Genomic DNA, 14302 nt, shown 5'->3' on the forward strand with positions numbered 1-14302 from the left:
GCGGCAGGGGGCGATCGCGCGGCACGCGGGGCGAGCGCGTCGGCGGCGGGGTCTCGGCATCCGGAGGCCCACGACCCCGCTGATACCCTGGGCCGGTGTCTGCACCGATCGACGCGGCGCCCGTGAGCGCCCTCACCCCCGCCAACGACCCGACCTTCGACAACGTCTGGGACGAGCTGGTCTATCGGGGGCTGATCCACGTGTCGACCGACGAGGGCGAGCTGCGCGAACTGCTCGGCGGAGCCCCGATCGTGTTCTACTGCGGCTTCGACCCGACCGCGCCGAGCCTGCACCTGGGCAACCTCGTGCAGCTGCTCACGATGCGTCGCCTGCAGCTCGCCGGCCACCGCCCGCTGGGCCTCGTCGGCGGCTCCACCGGTCTGGTGGGCGACCCGCGCCCCACGGCTGAGCGCACGCTCAACACGCGCGAGACCGTCGCCGAGTGGGTCGCCAGCCTGCGGGCGCAGGTCGAGCGCTTCCTGAGCTTCGAGGGCGACAGCGCCGCCCGCATCGTGAACAACCTCGACTGGACGGCGCCGCTGAGCGCCATCGACTTCCTGCGCGAGATCGGCAAGTACTTCCGCGTCGGCACGATGCTCAAGAAAGACGCGGTGAGCGCGCGCCTGAACTCCGAGGCGGGCATCAGCTACACCGAGTTCAGCTACCAGATCCTGCAGGGGCTCGACTACCTCGAGCTGTACCGCGCCTACGGCTGCGTGCTGCAGACCGGCGGCAGCGACCAGTGGGGAAACCTCACCAGCGGCACCGACCTGGTGCGGCGCGCCGAGGGCGCCTCGGTGCACGCGATCGGCACGCCGCTGATCACCAACAGCGACGGCACGAAGTTCGGCAAGAGCGAGGGCAACGCCATCTGGCTGGATGCCGAGATGTGCAGCCCGTGGGCGATGTACCAGTTCTGGCTCAACACCGACGACCGCGACGTGCTCGAGCGCCTCAAGGTGTTCACGTTCCTCACGCGTGCCGAGATCGAGGAGTACGCCGGCCAGGTGGAGGCCGAGCCCTTCCGGCGCGCGGCGCAGAAGCGTCTCGCCCGCGAGGTCGTCACGACCGTGCACGGCGCCGAGGCGACCGAGGCCGTCATCGCCGCCACCGAGGCCCTGTTCGGTCAGGGCGACGTGACGGCCCTCGACGCCGCCGTGCTGCGCACCGCGCTCGAGGAGCTGCCACACGCGACCGTCGCCCGGGGCACGACCGTGGTCGAGGCGCTCACCGCCACCGAGCTGTCGGGCAGCCTCAGCGAGGCCCGCCGCGCGATCGCGCAGGGCGGGGTGTCGCTCGACGGCCAGAAGGTGACCTCCGACGACGCGGTCGTCGAGGGGGCCCTCCCGGGTGGAGTGTCGGTGCTGCGCCGCGGCAAGAAGACGCTCGCCGGCCTGTTCCTCGACTGACATGCCGTTCACGGTCAGTCACGCCGTCGTCGCGCTGCCGTTCCTGCGCACACCGCTCGTGCCGGCGGCCATCGCGATCGGCGCGATGACGCCCGACCTTCCGCTGTTCCTGCGCGGGATCGTGCCCCCGTACGCGGTGACGCACGATCTCGCGTGGCTACCGGTGACGGTGGTCATGGCGTTCGTGCTGCTGCTGGTGTGGAGGTGCGTCCTGCGCCCCGCGACGCGGGAGCTGACTCCCCGCGTCGTCGCGGACCGTCTTCCCGACGGGTGGGATGCCGGGGCTCGCGCCGCCGCCCGCGAGACGCTGAGCGGGGGAGTGCGCGGCATCGTGTGGCTCGTGCTCTCGCTCACGATCGGTGTGGTCACGCACGTCGTCTGGGACTTCTTCACGCACGAGGGACGGGCGGGCGAGGGGCTGCTGCCCGTGCTGGAGCAGCAGTGGGGGCCGCTGCTCGGCGTGAAGTGGCTGCAGTACGGCTCGGGGGTGTTCGGGCTGGCGGGTCTTGCGGCGTTCGGGCTGTGGTGGTGGTCGCGGCGCGCGGCGACGCCCGTGCGCCGCGTGCTTCCGGATGCCGTGCGCGTCGCGTGGTGGCTGTCGCTGCCGGCCGCCCTGGTCGTCGCGTCCATCGTTGCGCTCGCTGTCGCGGGCGGCTTCGACGCGGGCTACACCCCGACCCACCTCATCTACGGTGTGCTGGTGAAGGTCGCCGCCGCCTGGGGAGCGGCGACGCTGGTGCTCGCGCTCGCCGTGCAGGCCCGCGGCGCCGCGGTGCGTCGCAGCCGCTGACCCGCGCCCGGCGACCCCGCGCCCACGCGCCCGGCACCGCCCGGCGCCGAGACCGCATGCGATTGTCGAGGCCGCACGGCTTCGACGCCCATCCCGTGCGTCCTCGTCAATCGCGTGCGTCTCCGGGGGCTTCGCCCGCGTCCGGCGGCACGCCCCCCGCCCGACGGTCGCCCCCTGCGGCCTCCCAGCGGTCTCGGCACCGACCGGGCCGGCGTCCGGCGCGTGCACCGGGCGGGGGAGCGGGCGGCGGTTAGACTCGGGGGCGTTATGACGAAGGCGGGAGACTCGGTGTCGGCGAGCACGAAGGGCAAGAAGACGGTCGCGGACGAGGTCATCCTCGGACCCACCGGTCGCCCCTACCAAGGGTTCCCCACCCCGGCCGCCCTCGACAGCCACGGTCCGGCGCGCATCATCGCGCTGTGCAACCAGAAGGGTGGCGTCGGTAAGACGACCACCACCATCAACCTGGCCGCCGCCCTCGCGGGGTACGGGCGCCGCGTGCTCGCCATCGACTTCGACCCCCAGGGTGCGCTGTCGGCGGGTCTCGGCATCCAGACCCACGACGTGCCGACCATCTACGACCTGCTGCTCGACACCAAGCGCGACCCGCGCGAGGTCATCGTGGCGACGCGCGTCGAGGGCCTCGACATCCTGCCGGCCAACATCGACCTGTCGGCGGCCGAGGTGCACCTCGTCAACGAGGTCGCCCGCGAGACGATCCTGGCGCGCGTGCTGCGCAAGGTCGCGGCCGACTACGACGTCATCCTCATCGACTGCCAGCCCTCGCTCGGCCTGCTGACCGTCAACGCGCTGACCGCGGCGCACGGCGTGCTGATCCCGCTCGAGTGCGAGTTCTTCGCCCTGCGCGGCGTCGCACTGCTGGTCGAGACGATCGACAAGGTGCGCGACCGCCTCAACCCGGCGATCGAGCTCGACGGTGTGCTGGCGACGATGTACGACCCCCGCACGCTGCACTCGCGCGAGGTGCTCGAGCGCGTGGTCGAGGCATTCGGCAACGATGTGCTCGAGACGGTCATCGGGCGCACGGTCAAGTTCCCCGACGCCTCGGTGTCGGGCATGCCGATCACGGAGTTCGCGCCCGAGCACGCCGCAGCCCAGGCCTACCTGCGGTTGGCGCGGGAACTGGTCGCCCGTGGCGCCGTCGCCTGACGACACCGCCTCCGCCGCGCCGCATGACGGCGCCCCCGCCGCGACGCTCGATGCTCCGGCCTCGGACTCCCGGCCGGCGTCGGTGCCCGAGCCCGCGCCGGTGACCGAGCCCGCCTCGGCCCCCGAGCCCGCGGGCTTCCGCGTCACCCTCCCCGATTTCGACGGTCCCTTCGACCTGCTGCTCACGCTCATCTCGCGGGCCGAGCTCGACATCACCGAGGTCGCCCTCAGCCGCGTGACCGACGAGTTCATCGCCTACCTGCGCGCGATGGGGCCCGACGGCGATCTCGATGAGGCGTCGGAGTTCCTGGTGGTCGCCGCGACCCTGCTCGACATGAAGATCGCGGGTCTGCTGCCGCAGGGCGAGCTGGTGGATGCCGAGTCCGTGGCGCTGTTGGAGGCACGCGACCTGCTGTTCGCCCGCCTGCTGCAGTACCGGGCGTTCAAAGAGGTGTCGGCGTGGTTCGCCCGCTGCCTGCAGCGTGAGGACCGCCGCCATACGCGTGCCGTGCGCCTCGACGAGAAGTACCGCAGCGCCGTGCCGGAGCTGAAGTGGACGCTGAACGCCGCGGACTTCGCGGCGCTGGCGGTCGTGGCGCTCGCCCCGAAGCAGATCCCCACCGTCGGCCTCGATCACCTGCACGCCCCGCTCGTGAGCATCCGCGAGCAGGCCGCCATCGTCGTGACCCTGCTGCGCTCCGCCGGTACCCTGAACTTCCGCGACCTCGTGGCCGGGGTCACCGAGACCGGGGTCGTCGTGGCACGCTTCCTGTCGATCCTCGAGCTGTACCGCCACGCCGCCCTGTCGTTCGAGCAGCTCGAACCCCTGGGAGAATTGACGCTGCGCTGGACCGCCGAACGGTGGTCGGAAGAGAACCTCGCCGCCCTCGGAGCCGACTATGACCGTTGATCCCCCCGCCGTCGCCGTCGACGCCGCGGCGACCCCCGTCGACGCCGTCGCGCCCGCAGAGCACCCGGTGCCCGCGCCGGCCGCCCGCCCGACCGATCCGGCATCCGTCGCCCGTCGCCTCGAGGCGATCCTGCTCGTGCTCGACGAGCCGCAGAGCCTCGTGAGTCTGGCCGCCGCGGTCGCCGCTCCCGTGCCCGCGGTGCGCCAGGCCGTCGCGGGCCTCGTCGCCGACTACGACGGACAGACGGGCGGACCCGTGCGCGGCTTCGAACTGCGCGAGGTCGGCGGGGGATGGCGGTTGTACGTGCGCGAGGAGTACGACGACGTCGTCGGCGAGTTCGTCAACACCCAGGCGCCCTCGCGCCTGTCGCAGGCGGCGCTCGAGACCCTGGCCGTCATCGCGTACAAGCAGCCCGTCACGCGCGGGCAGGTGGCATCCATCCGCGCGGTGAACGTCGACTCGGTCGTTCGCACCCTGCTGTCGCGGGGGCTGATCGCCGAGGTCTTCACCGACCCCGACACGGGCGCCATCCACTATGGGACCACCGACCAGCTGCTGGTCAACCTCGGCATCAACTCGCTCGACGAGCTGCCGCACATCTCGCCGTTGCTCGACGACGGCGCCGACGGATTCGACGGAGAGGTACTGAAATGAGCGACGCTTCGACAGGCGCAGCGACCGGGGGCGCGGGCTCCGCGAGCGACGAGGGCATCCGCCTGCAGAAGGTGCTCGCCAACGCGGGCGTGGCCTCGCGGCGCGTGGCCGAGAACATGATCGTCGAGGGCCGCGTGCGCGTGAACGGCGAGACCGTCACCGAGCTGGGCTCGCGCATCCACCCCGAGACCGACCTCGTCGACGTCGACGGCGTCGCCATCCAGCTCGACGAGTCCAAGCGCTACGTGGTGCTGAACAAGCCGACCGGTGTCGTCAGCTCGATGAACGACGACCGCGGTCGCCCCGACCTGCGGGAGTGGGCCGACGAGTGGGAGGAACGCCTCTACAACGTCGGACGACTGGATGCCGACACGAGCGGCCTGCTCGTGCTGACCAACGACGGCGACCTCGCCCACGTGCTCGCCCACCCCTCGTTCGGGGTGACGAAGGTGTACATCGCCAAGGTCGAGGGGCTCGTCACGCCGCAGACCATCGCGAAGCTGACCCGGGGCGTCGACCTCGAGGACGGGCGGATCGCCGCCGACAAGGCACGCCTGCTCGACGCGTCGCGGGGCGAGAGCCTGGTCGAGCTCACGCTGCACTCGGGGAAGAACCGCATCGTGCGGCGCATGATGGACGAGGTCGGACACCCGGTCATCGAACTCGTGCGGCGGCAGTTCGGTCCCCTCCACCTGGGAACTCTCCCGGTGGGCAAGGCACGCGAGTTGACTACAGTAGAACGCGGCGCCCTTCTCACGCTGTCTCGTCGAGACGGCGACACCTCGGCCGATCCGGCTGAGTGACGTGCGGCGCGTCTCGCGGTGCGAGCGGCGCCGCCCAGGGCAGCAGGAGACCCGATGACCGAACCGAAGGAAACGTCCGCGCGCGCGGCCGGGCCTTTGGCGACCCGCACGAGCGGCACCGTCCGCATCGTCGGCTCCGGACTCCTCGGCGCGAGCATCGGTCACGCGCTCACGGCCCGCGGCGTCGACGTCGTGCTCGTCGACGCGTCTCCGTCGCAGCTGCGTCTGGCCATCGACTACGGCGCCGGCCGCGCCGAGCGCGCCGATGACGCGCCCTCGCTCATCGTCGTCGCCACGCCTCCCGACGTCGTCGCCGACGTCGTGCAGCGCGAGCTCGCGGCGTTCCCCGATGCCGTGATCACCGACGTCGCGAGCGTGAAGCTCGAGCCGCTGCGCACCCTGCGCGAGCGCGGCGTCGACCTCACGCACTACATCGGCTCGCACCCCATGGCCGGGCGCGAGCGCGGGGGAGCCATCTCGGCCCGCGCCGACATCTTCGTGGGGCGTCCGTGGGTGGTCTGCCGCGACGGCGAGACCTCGGCTCACGACCTGTCGCTCGTCGAAGGGCTCGCGCTCGACCTCGGCGCGACGCTCATCGAGATGACGCCCGAAGAGCACGACGAGTCCGTCGCGCTCATGTCGCACGTGCCGCAGCTGGTGGCGAGCCTGCTCGCCGGGCGGTTCATCGAGGCCCCCGACGGCTCGCTGCGGCTCGCGGGCCAGGGCGTGCGCGACACGACACGCATCGCGGCGTCGGCCCCCGAGCTGTGGGTGCAGATCCTCGGCGCGAACGCCGCCCCCGTGGTCGAGGTGCTCGATCAGCTCGCCGCCGACCTCGGCGACGTCGCCGACGCCCTGCGCGACCCCGACGTGCCGGGAGCCCGCCGCACGGTCGCCGACACGATCCGCCGCGGCAACGAGGGCGTCGAACGCCTGCCCGGCAAGCACGGCCAGAACCGCCGTTTCGATACTTTTGTCGTCATGGTCGACGACACCTCCGGCCAGCTGGGTCGCCTGTTCGGCGAACTCGGTGACCTCGACGTCAACGTCGAAGACCTACGCCTCGAGCACTCGCCCGGTGCCCCCTTCGGCTTGGCCGAGATCAGCGTCGTCCCCGACGCGGTCCGCCGGGCCGTCGACGGACTCCAGCAGCGCGGATGGCGGATTGCGAGCACCACCCATGACTGACTCCACCCCCTCGCTGACCACGACGCCCGCGGGAGCAGCAGCTCCCGTCGTCGTGGCCGTCGACGGCCCGGCCGGCAGCGGGAAGTCGAGCGTGTCGAAGGCCACCGCGACCCGCCTCGGGTACGGCTTCCTCGACACCGGCGCCGCCTACCGCGCGCTCGCCTGGCACGCGCTGCAGCACGGGATCGACACCTCCGACGCCACGGCCGTGGTCGAGGTGTTCGGCGACTTCGACTACGCGATCTCGCTCGACGCGTCCGACCGCTGGGTGCGCGTCGGTGGCACCGACGTGACCGCCGCGATCCGCGAACCCCGCGTGACCGACGCCGTCAGCGGCGTCGCGCGGGTGGCCACCGTGCGGCACGCGGTGAACGAGCTGTTCCGCCGGCTCGTGGCATCCGCGGGTCTTCGCGGCGTCGTCGTCGAGGGCCGCGACATCACCACGGTCGTGTTCCCCGACGCGCCCGTGCGCATTCTTCTGACCGCGGCGCCCGAGGTGCGCGCCGCGCGTCGCAGCGCCGAGCTGACAGGGCACGACGCCGCCAAGGTCGCCGCAGCTCTGTACCAGCGCGACGCCGCAGATTCCACGGTCGTCGACTTCCTCACCGCCGCCCCCGGCGTGCAGGTCGTCGATTCGACCCACCTCGATTTCGAACAGACCGTCGACGCCGTGCTGAGCGTCGTCGACTCCACGATGGGAGCCCGCGATGGGCGTTGAAGACGAGTACGAAGGCGGGCCCGACCAGCTCGCCGAAAAGATGGAGCAGCTCGACGAGGTGCTCGCCGAACAGCGGGCCGAAGCGTTGCGCGCGGGACTCGAGGATTTCGACCTCGACGAAGAGGATGCCGCGCTGCTCGCGGGCCTCGCGTCGGGCGAAGGAGCCATCGAGTTCCTGCCGGCGCTGCCGGTCGTCGCGATCGTCGGCCGGCCGAACGTCGGCAAGTCGGCGTTGGTGAACCGCATCCTCGGGCGCCGGGAGGCGGTCGTCGAGGACACTCCCGGTGTCACCCGCGACCGCGTCACCTACAAGGCCGAGTGGCTCGACCGGCGGTTCTCGCTCGTCGACACCGGCGGGTGGGAGCCCGACGCGCGCGGCATCGACCGTTCGGTGGCAGCTCAGGCCGAGGTCGCGATCGACCTCGCCGACATCGTGCTGTTCGTGGTGGATGCCACGGTGGGGGCGACTTCGACCGACGAGCACGTCGTGAAGCTGCTGCGCAAGAGCGGCAAGCCGGTGTTCCTCATCGCGAACAAGGTCGACGACGCCCGCCACGAGCCCGAGGCCGCCGCCCTCTGGAACCTCGGCCTGGGCGAGCCGCACCCCGTCTCGGCCATTCACGGCCGCGGCGTGGCCGACCTGCTCGACGAGATCATGAAGGTGCTTCCCGAGGTCTCGGCCGTGGCACGGTACGAGATCGGCGGCCCGCGTCGCGTCGCGATCCTCGGACGCCCCAACGTCGGCAAGTCCTCGCTGCTCAACAAGGCGGCGGGCGAAGAGCGCGTCGTCGTCAACGAGCTCGCGGGCACCACTCGCGACCCCGTCGACGAGGTCGTCGAGCTCGGCGGCAAGCTCTGGACGCTGGTCGACACCGCCGGCATCCGTCGTCGCGTGCACCTTCAGCAGGGTGCCGACTTCTACGCGTCGCTGCGCACCTCGACGGCGCTGGAGAAGTCGGAGGTCGCGGTCGTCGTGATCGACGTCTCGCAGCCGATCAGCGTGCAGGACCTGAACATCATCGACCTGGTGCTCGAATCGGGCCGCGCGCTCGTGCTGGCGTTCAACAAGTGGGACCGTCTGAACGACGACGACATGGAGAACCAGGACCGTCGTCGGTACCTCGAGCGCGAGATCGAGCAGGACCTCGCGCACGTCGCGTGGGCCCCGCGCGTGAACATCTCGGCCCGCACCGGCCGCCACCTCGACAAGCTGGTGCCGGCGCTCGAGACGGCGCTGGAATCGTGGGACACCCGCATTCCGACCGGCAAGTTCAACGCGTTCCTGTCGGAGCTCGTGGCCGAGCACCCGCACCCGCTGCGCGGCGGCAAGCAGCCCCGCATCCTGTTCGGCACCCAGGCGGCGACGCGTCCGCCGACATTCGTGCTGTTCACGACCGGATTCCTCGACCCGGGCTACCGCCGCTTCATCCAGCGTCGCCTGCGCGAGATCTACGGCTTCGACGGCACCCCGATCGTGCTGAACATGCGTATCCGCGAGAAGCGCCAGCGCTGACGCGCGTGTCGAATGCCCCGGTCCCCGCGAGGGATCGGGGCATTCGTCGTCTGCGGGCATGGCCTGGGCACACGGGAGAGGCATACAGCACACATGTGTCGTGTGCACAGCCAACACTCAGGTTCGATAAGGTTCATTCGCGGCGGTGCAATACCCGCCCGCACCGTCGTGATCGAAACTTCAGCCTGGGGGAACCATGAGCAATTCCACGATCGAGCCGCCTCTGGCTCAGCCGTACTACGGGGCGCCGATCGGCGCCGCCGTCAAGCGCTTCTTCAAGAAGTACGCCACCTTCTCGGGCCGCGCCAGCCGCAGCGAGTTCTGGTGGTGGGTGCTGGTTATGTTCATCGTCGGCGGCGTCCTGAACGTGCTCGCCGCGGCCACCGGCGGCGCCGGCACGGTCGACGAGTACGGAATGATGGCCACTCCCTCGGGCGTCGGCCTCGTCTTCTACATCGTCTACATCATCTGGTCGCTCGCGACGATCGTGCCGTACCTGGCCCTGGTCGTGCGTCGCCTGCACGACTCCGACAAGAGCGGCTTCTGGATCTTCATCGGTCTGGTTCCGCTGGTCGGTGGCATCGTGCTCTTCGTGTTCATGCTGATGGGCCCGAAGCCCGAGGGTGCGCGCTTCGACCGCTGATCCTCGCTCTCATCGCGCCCCGGTTCCCTCGTGGAGCCGGGGCGCGTGGCGTTTGCGGAGGAACGCCGGCCGATGACGGCGCCGTATGACGACCGAGGGTCCACGCGCGGCCGGGGTGTGTCAGGCTGGGGAGGATGACGATCCAGCCTCCCGCCCCGGGCGAACCGCGGCGCCCGCATGGGCCCCGCGACCCCGGCGATGCCTGGGTGGTCGCCCCGACGGGCGAGAAGTACTGGGGTCGTTTCGGCGCGGCGGGTCTGCTTGCGCTCGATCCGCGGCGGGGCGTGCTGCTGCAGCACCGGGTCTCGTGGAGTCACTTCGGCGACACCTGGGCTCTGCCCGGGGGTGCGCGCCACGAGAACGAATCGGCCCTCGACGGCGCCCTGCGCGAGTCGGGCGAAGAGGCCGGAGTGCCGGCGGATGCCGTGCGGGCACGTTTCGAGAGCGTCCTCGACCTCGGGATCTGGTCGTACTCGACCCTCGTCGCCGACGTCACGGTGCCGTTCGAGCCCGTGATCAGCGACCCCGAGAGCGTGGCCCTCGAGTGGGTCGCCGTCGACCGGGTCGACGCGCTGCCCCTGCATCCGGGCTTCGCCTCGGCGTGGCCCGCGCTGCGCACCGCGCTGTCGACGCGCCCCGCGGTGGTCGTCGACGTCGCCAACGTCGTCGGGTCGGTGCCCGACGGCTGGTGGAAGAATCGCGCGGGAGCAGCATCGCGACTGCTCGCGCGCGTCTCGGCGAGGGCTGTGGCGGGAATGGATGCCGACACCCTCGGCCTCTCGGCGACGCGCTGGTTCCCGCCGGTCACCGCGGTGCTGGAGGGTCAGGCGCGCTCCGCCACCGTCGACGAGGCGGGGGTCTCGGTGCGTATCGCCGAAGGCTCCGGCGACGATGAGATCGTCGCCGTCACACGCGAGCTGGTCGCGCTGCACAGCCCGGTGATCGTCGTGACGAGCGATCGGGGCCTCGCGGCGCGGGTGCAGGAGATTGGCGCCGTCGTACAGGGCACGCGGTGGCTGCTGGAGCAGTTGGACTGAGCTCGCGCGTGCGTCGGGCTCGTTTTCGGCGCTGCGGGGTTGTCGCTGGGGTCGTGGCGCGGCGCACGCTCAGCGATGCGCGCAACCTCTGTGCGATTCAGGGGTGGGTGGCTGAGGTTGTGCGCATCGCGGAGGTTGTGCGCGGGGTTGCGACCGCCGGGTCGTGTGTGTGGCTGGTTCGGTGCGGCGCGGCGGTGGGGTCGTGGCGCGGCGCACGCTCAGCGATGCGCGCAACCTCTGTGCGATTCAGGCGTGGGTGGCGGAAGTTGTGCGCATCGCGGAGGATGTGCGCGGGGTTGCGACCGCCGGGTCGTGGCGGCTGATGCCTCACTCGCCGTCTCGGCCGCGCAGTTTCTCGATGTCGCGACGATCACGCTTGGTCGGCCGACCGGCTCCCCGGTCGCGGACGGGAACGAACGGCACGCTCTCGCGCGGGGGCGGTGGGGGAGTGCGGTCGTCGACCGACTCGGCGACGAGGGCTGCTCCCACGCGCTTGGCGATGGTCTTCTTCACCACCAGGATGCGGTCGAAGCCCTGAACGCGCACGCGCAACTCGTCGCCCGGACGCACCGGCTGCGCCGCCTTGGCTCGGTCGCCGTTGACGCGCACGTGACCCGCGCGGCAGGCGGACGTCGCGGCCGACCGGGTCTTATAGACGCGCACCGCCCACAGCCACGCGTCGACGCGGGCGCTGGTGGGGGCGTCGGTCATGTCGGGTCTCTCGTCGGGGGAACTCCCATCGTAAGTGGGGTGCTGCGGGTGGGCGTCTCGGGCGCCGTTACCGACACGGGTCGGTGCTGCTGGCGTACGGCGCGGGGGCTCACACGGGCTCGGGCCGTGGCGTGACCGCGCGGGTCAGTCCCGCAGGGTGAGCGAGACGAGCGCGCGGTCGGGCTTCGGCCGGTCGACGATGGTGAACCCCGCGTCTTCGAACACCGACACCGTGCCGCGGAAGAGCTGGTTCGACGAGCGCTTCGCCGCTTTCGGGTCGAGGGGATACCCCTCGACCACCCGGGCGCCGGCTTCTCGGGCGGTGGAGATCGCGGCATCCAGCAGCTTCGCCGCGAGGCCCCGCCCGCGGTGCTGCGTGCGCACGACGAAGCACGAGACCGCCCAGACGTCATCGGCGTCGAAGGGCTCGGCGGTCGACGAGGTCACGTCGCGCGTGCGCAGCAGACGGGGCTGCGCGACACGGGGGCCGACGCGCACCCATCCCGCGGGCTCGCCGTCGACGTAGGCGATGAGGCCCGGCGGGCGCGGCCCGTCGAGCTCGGCGCGAAACAGCTCGGTGCGCTGCTCGACGGACGCCTCTTTCCAGGGGCCGTTCGGCAGCAGCCACCACTGGCATTGGCACTCGGGGCCGTCACCGCTGTCGAGTGCCGTCTCGGCGTCGTCGAAGCGGTCGCCGGTCGCGGGGAGGATCTCGATGGTCATGACGCGACGGTAGCGAGGGGCTCCAACATCGACAATCCTTCGCGCGCAAGAACGGGCCGCCGAGCCCCACACGCCCGGGGCGTGCGCTGGTTCGCGGCGGGGTCGGGGAGGGGCTAATATAGGGGAGTTGCCCGCTCGCGGGTAACGGGATGTGGCGCAGCTTGGTAGCGCACTTGACTGGGGGTCAAGGGGTCGCAGGTTCAAATCCTGTCATCCCGACCATATTGAGAATGTTCCAACCTTTAGGCAAAGGGACCTTCTCGGAGGTCGAAAGAGAATCCCTCGCAGAAATGCGAGGGATTCTCTTTTTTGTTGGCGCCTCAGTCCGCGGGTCAGTGATCTGGCGCTGCGCGTTCCAGGCGTGGAGGGCACCGTTCACTTCGGTGCGTTCGTCATCGATGACAAGGGCGTCGTCGTCAACTTGCACGACGAGCTGAGTGAACATCGCGCCGAGCAGATCGCGACGGACATGGTCCGGCACTCGGTTGTAAAGCTCGATCGGGTTCGCCAGCATGTCGACGTAGGCGAGGACTAGCTCGGCGCCGTAGTTGAGTCGCTCCTGCGTCTGCACAAGCTTCTCCTCGATGACTCCCTTCTTCAGAGAGACCTGCTCGAGCCGTTCGCGCAACTTGTCGATTGCCATCGCGCCGTCCGCAGCGAGTTCGATCAGGCGGTCGGGCGTAAGGAACGGATCGGTGACAACTGATCGTTAGTGCTGGTAGGCGCTGGCGGGGAGGATGTCATCATGCCCGGTCCTTATCCCAGAGAGTTCCGTGAAGACGTTGTCGCGGTTGCTCGTCGCCGCGAGAGCGGCGTCACCATCAAACAGATCGCCACTGATTTCGGGATCAGCGAAGCGACGCTGCAGAACTGGCTCCGCCAAGCCGACGTCGAAGACGGCAACCGTCCCGGTCAGACCGCAGCCGATGCCGCCGAGGCGCGGGAGCTGAAGAAACGGATCCGCCTGCTCGAGCAGGAGAACGAGGTCCTTCGCCGTGCGGCGGCGTATCTGTCGTAGGCGAACCTGAAACTCGGTGGCTCCCCAAAATGACGTACCCGCTCGTTGCTGAGCTCGCCGATGCGGGGATTCCCGTGACGGTGTCGTGCCGGGTTCTCAAGCTCGCCCGCCAGCCCTACTACCGGTGGCGCAACAACCCCGTCCGTGACGCGGACGTGTTGCGTGCGTATCGGACAAATGCGCTGCATGACGCGCATCACGACGACCCGACGTTCGGTTACCGATACCTCGCCGACGAGGCTCGCCGGGCGGGGTGGCGGATGAGCCGGCGGACGGCGTGGAAGCTGTGCTCGCAATCCGGAATCCTGTCGTCCGCGCAACGCCGGCGCCGCGGGAAGGGCAAGAAGGCCGGCCCGCCCGTGTTCGACGACCACGTGCAACGCGTGTTCCGCGCTGACGCCCCGAACCGGCTCTGGCTCACGGACATCACGGAGCACTGGACGAGCGAAGGCAAGCTCTACTGCTGCCCGATCAAGGACGTGTTCTCCAACCGCATCGTCGGCTACTCGATCTCGGATCGGATGACCGCGAAGCTCGCCGTCAACGCCGTCCGAAACGCCATCGCGCGCCGCGGTGAGGTCGCCGGGTGCATCCTGCACGCCGATAGGGGCAGCCAGTTTCGGAGCAGGGCGATGGCCCGTGAGTTGCGCCGCCACGACATGGTCGGATCGATGGGAAGAGTCGGCGCAGCAGGCGACAACGCCGCCATGGAGTCGTTCCGGTCCCTGTTGCAGACGAACGTACTCAACCAGCACCGGTGGGCCACACGGAAGGAGCTGCGGCTCGCAATCGTCGTATGGATCGAGCGGAAGTATCACCGACAGCGAGCACAGGACACCCTCGGCGGCTTGACGCCCACCGAGTTCGAAGCCAAGCTGACCGAGCCGCTCACACTCGCGGCCTAAACCGAACCTGTCACCAGTTCGTTCCTCACGCCCCTGTCATCCCGACAGAAAGACCCGGTGAGAAGTTATTTTCTCGCCGGGGCGTCATCGTCGGAGTTCACGAGGTCAC

The 14302-nt window shown here is 70.4% G+C and carries 15 protein-coding genes and 1 tRNA gene; 13 read left to right on the forward strand and 3 right to left on the reverse strand.

All coding sequences use genetic code 11. From position 1 onward, the window contains the following. Positions 1-95 precede the first annotated feature (95 nt). The 11 genes from tyrS to ASG45_RS08100 all read left to right on the forward strand — a co-directional run bounded on the left by tyrS (position 96) and on the right by ASG45_RS08100 (position 10836). Entirely contained in the window at positions 96-1409 is a 1314-nt protein-coding gene (gene tyrS, locus ASG45_RS08050) for a tyrosine--tRNA ligase (protein ID WP_055835280.1), read from the forward strand. 1 nt (position 1410) lies between these two features. Beyond that, entirely contained in the window at positions 1411-2199 is a 789-nt protein-coding gene (locus ASG45_RS08055; RefSeq protein WP_055835283.1) for a DUF4184 family protein, read from the forward strand. A 267-nt stretch (positions 2200-2466) separates the two neighbouring features. After that, positions 2467-3369, forward strand: coding sequence for a ParA family protein (locus ASG45_RS08060; RefSeq protein ID WP_082509317.1), 903 nt, complete (start codon positions 2467-2469; stop codon positions 3367-3369). Positions 3370-3451: 82 nt separating this feature from the next. Further along, positions 3452-4279 carry a segregation and condensation protein A gene (locus ASG45_RS08065; RefSeq protein ID WP_055835982.1) on the forward strand — a complete coding sequence of 276 codons (828 nt, stop codon included), beginning with the start codon at positions 3452-3454 and terminating at the stop codon, positions 4277-4279. Next, positions 4269-4934 carry an SMC-Scp complex subunit ScpB gene (gene scpB, locus ASG45_RS08070; RefSeq protein WP_235561584.1) on the forward strand — a complete coding sequence of 222 codons (666 nt, stop codon included), beginning with the start codon at positions 4269-4271 and terminating at the stop codon, positions 4932-4934. The genes ASG45_RS08065 and scpB overlap by 11 nt, the downstream gene beginning before the upstream one ends. Then, positions 4931-5737, forward strand: a complete 807-nt coding sequence (locus tag ASG45_RS08075; protein WP_055835286.1) for a pseudouridine synthase — start codon at positions 4931-4933, stop codon at positions 5735-5737. Before scpB ends, ASG45_RS08075 begins: the two co-directional genes overlap by 4 nt. A gap of 54 nt (positions 5738-5791) precedes the next feature. Continuing rightward, positions 5792-6925: a prephenate dehydrogenase gene (locus ASG45_RS08080; RefSeq protein WP_055835289.1), complete on the forward strand. Its 1134-nt coding sequence runs from the start codon at positions 5792-5794 to the stop codon at positions 6923-6925. Next, the gene (cmk, locus tag ASG45_RS08085; protein ID WP_055835292.1) at positions 6918-7643 is read left to right on the forward strand and encodes a (d)CMP kinase; all 726 of its coding nucleotides are present in this window, start codon (positions 6918-6920) and stop codon (positions 7641-7643) included. Before ASG45_RS08080 ends, cmk begins: the two co-directional genes overlap by 8 nt. Next, positions 7633-9156 carry a ribosome biogenesis GTPase Der gene (der, locus tag ASG45_RS08090; RefSeq protein ID WP_055835296.1) on the forward strand — a complete coding sequence of 508 codons (1524 nt, stop codon included), beginning with the start codon at positions 7633-7635 and terminating at the stop codon, positions 9154-9156. Before cmk ends, der begins: the two co-directional genes overlap by 11 nt. Positions 9157-9352: 196 nt before the next feature. Continuing rightward, positions 9353-9799: a DUF805 domain-containing protein gene (locus tag ASG45_RS08095; protein WP_055835299.1), complete on the forward strand. Its 447-nt coding sequence runs from the start codon at positions 9353-9355 to the stop codon at positions 9797-9799. Positions 9800-9933: 134 nt separating this feature from the next. Further along, the gene (locus tag ASG45_RS08100; RefSeq protein WP_055835302.1) at positions 9934-10836 is read left to right on the forward strand and encodes an NUDIX domain-containing protein; all 903 of its coding nucleotides are present in this window, start codon (positions 9934-9936) and stop codon (positions 10834-10836) included. Between the two features lie 327 nt (positions 10837-11163). On the opposite strand, the gene ASG45_RS08105 is transcribed toward ASG45_RS08100, so the two are convergent. Next, on the reverse strand, positions 11164-11547 hold the full coding sequence (locus ASG45_RS08105) for an RNA-binding S4 domain-containing protein (protein ID WP_055835305.1): 384 nt from the start codon (positions 11545-11547) through the stop codon (positions 11164-11166). Positions 11548-11691: 144 nt separating this feature from the next. Further along, entirely contained in the window at positions 11692-12270 is a 579-nt protein-coding gene (locus ASG45_RS08110; RefSeq protein ID WP_055835308.1) for a GNAT family N-acetyltransferase, read from the reverse strand. Between the two features lie 145 nt (positions 12271-12415). Between ASG45_RS08110 and ASG45_RS08115 the strand changes: the two genes are divergently transcribed. After that, positions 12416-12492 (forward strand) — tRNA-Pro (locus tag ASG45_RS08115). Here the strand turns inward: ASG45_RS08115 and ASG45_RS15890 are convergent. Continuing rightward, a complete protein-coding gene (locus ASG45_RS15890) occupies positions 12455-12913 on the reverse strand; it encodes a hypothetical protein (RefSeq protein WP_082516509.1) in 459 nt (152 codons plus the stop codon). The two genes, ASG45_RS08115 and ASG45_RS15890, sit on opposite strands and share 38 nt — an antisense overlap. 102 nt (positions 12914-13015) lie before the next feature. Between ASG45_RS15890 and ASG45_RS08125 the strand changes: the two genes are divergently transcribed. Beyond that, positions 13016-14193 (forward strand): IS3 family transposase gene (locus tag ASG45_RS08125; protein WP_442922818.1). Its coding sequence is split into 2 segments (ribosomal slippage): positions 13016-13286 and positions 13286-14193, totalling 1179 coding nucleotides; the frame shifts between segments, so codons are not numbered across the junction. Positions 14194-14302: the final 109 nt, after the last annotated feature.

It is taken from the genome of Microbacterium sp. Leaf436 (assembly GCF_001424715.1).
Classification (GTDB): Bacteria; Actinomycetota; Actinomycetes; order Actinomycetales; family Microbacteriaceae; genus Microbacterium.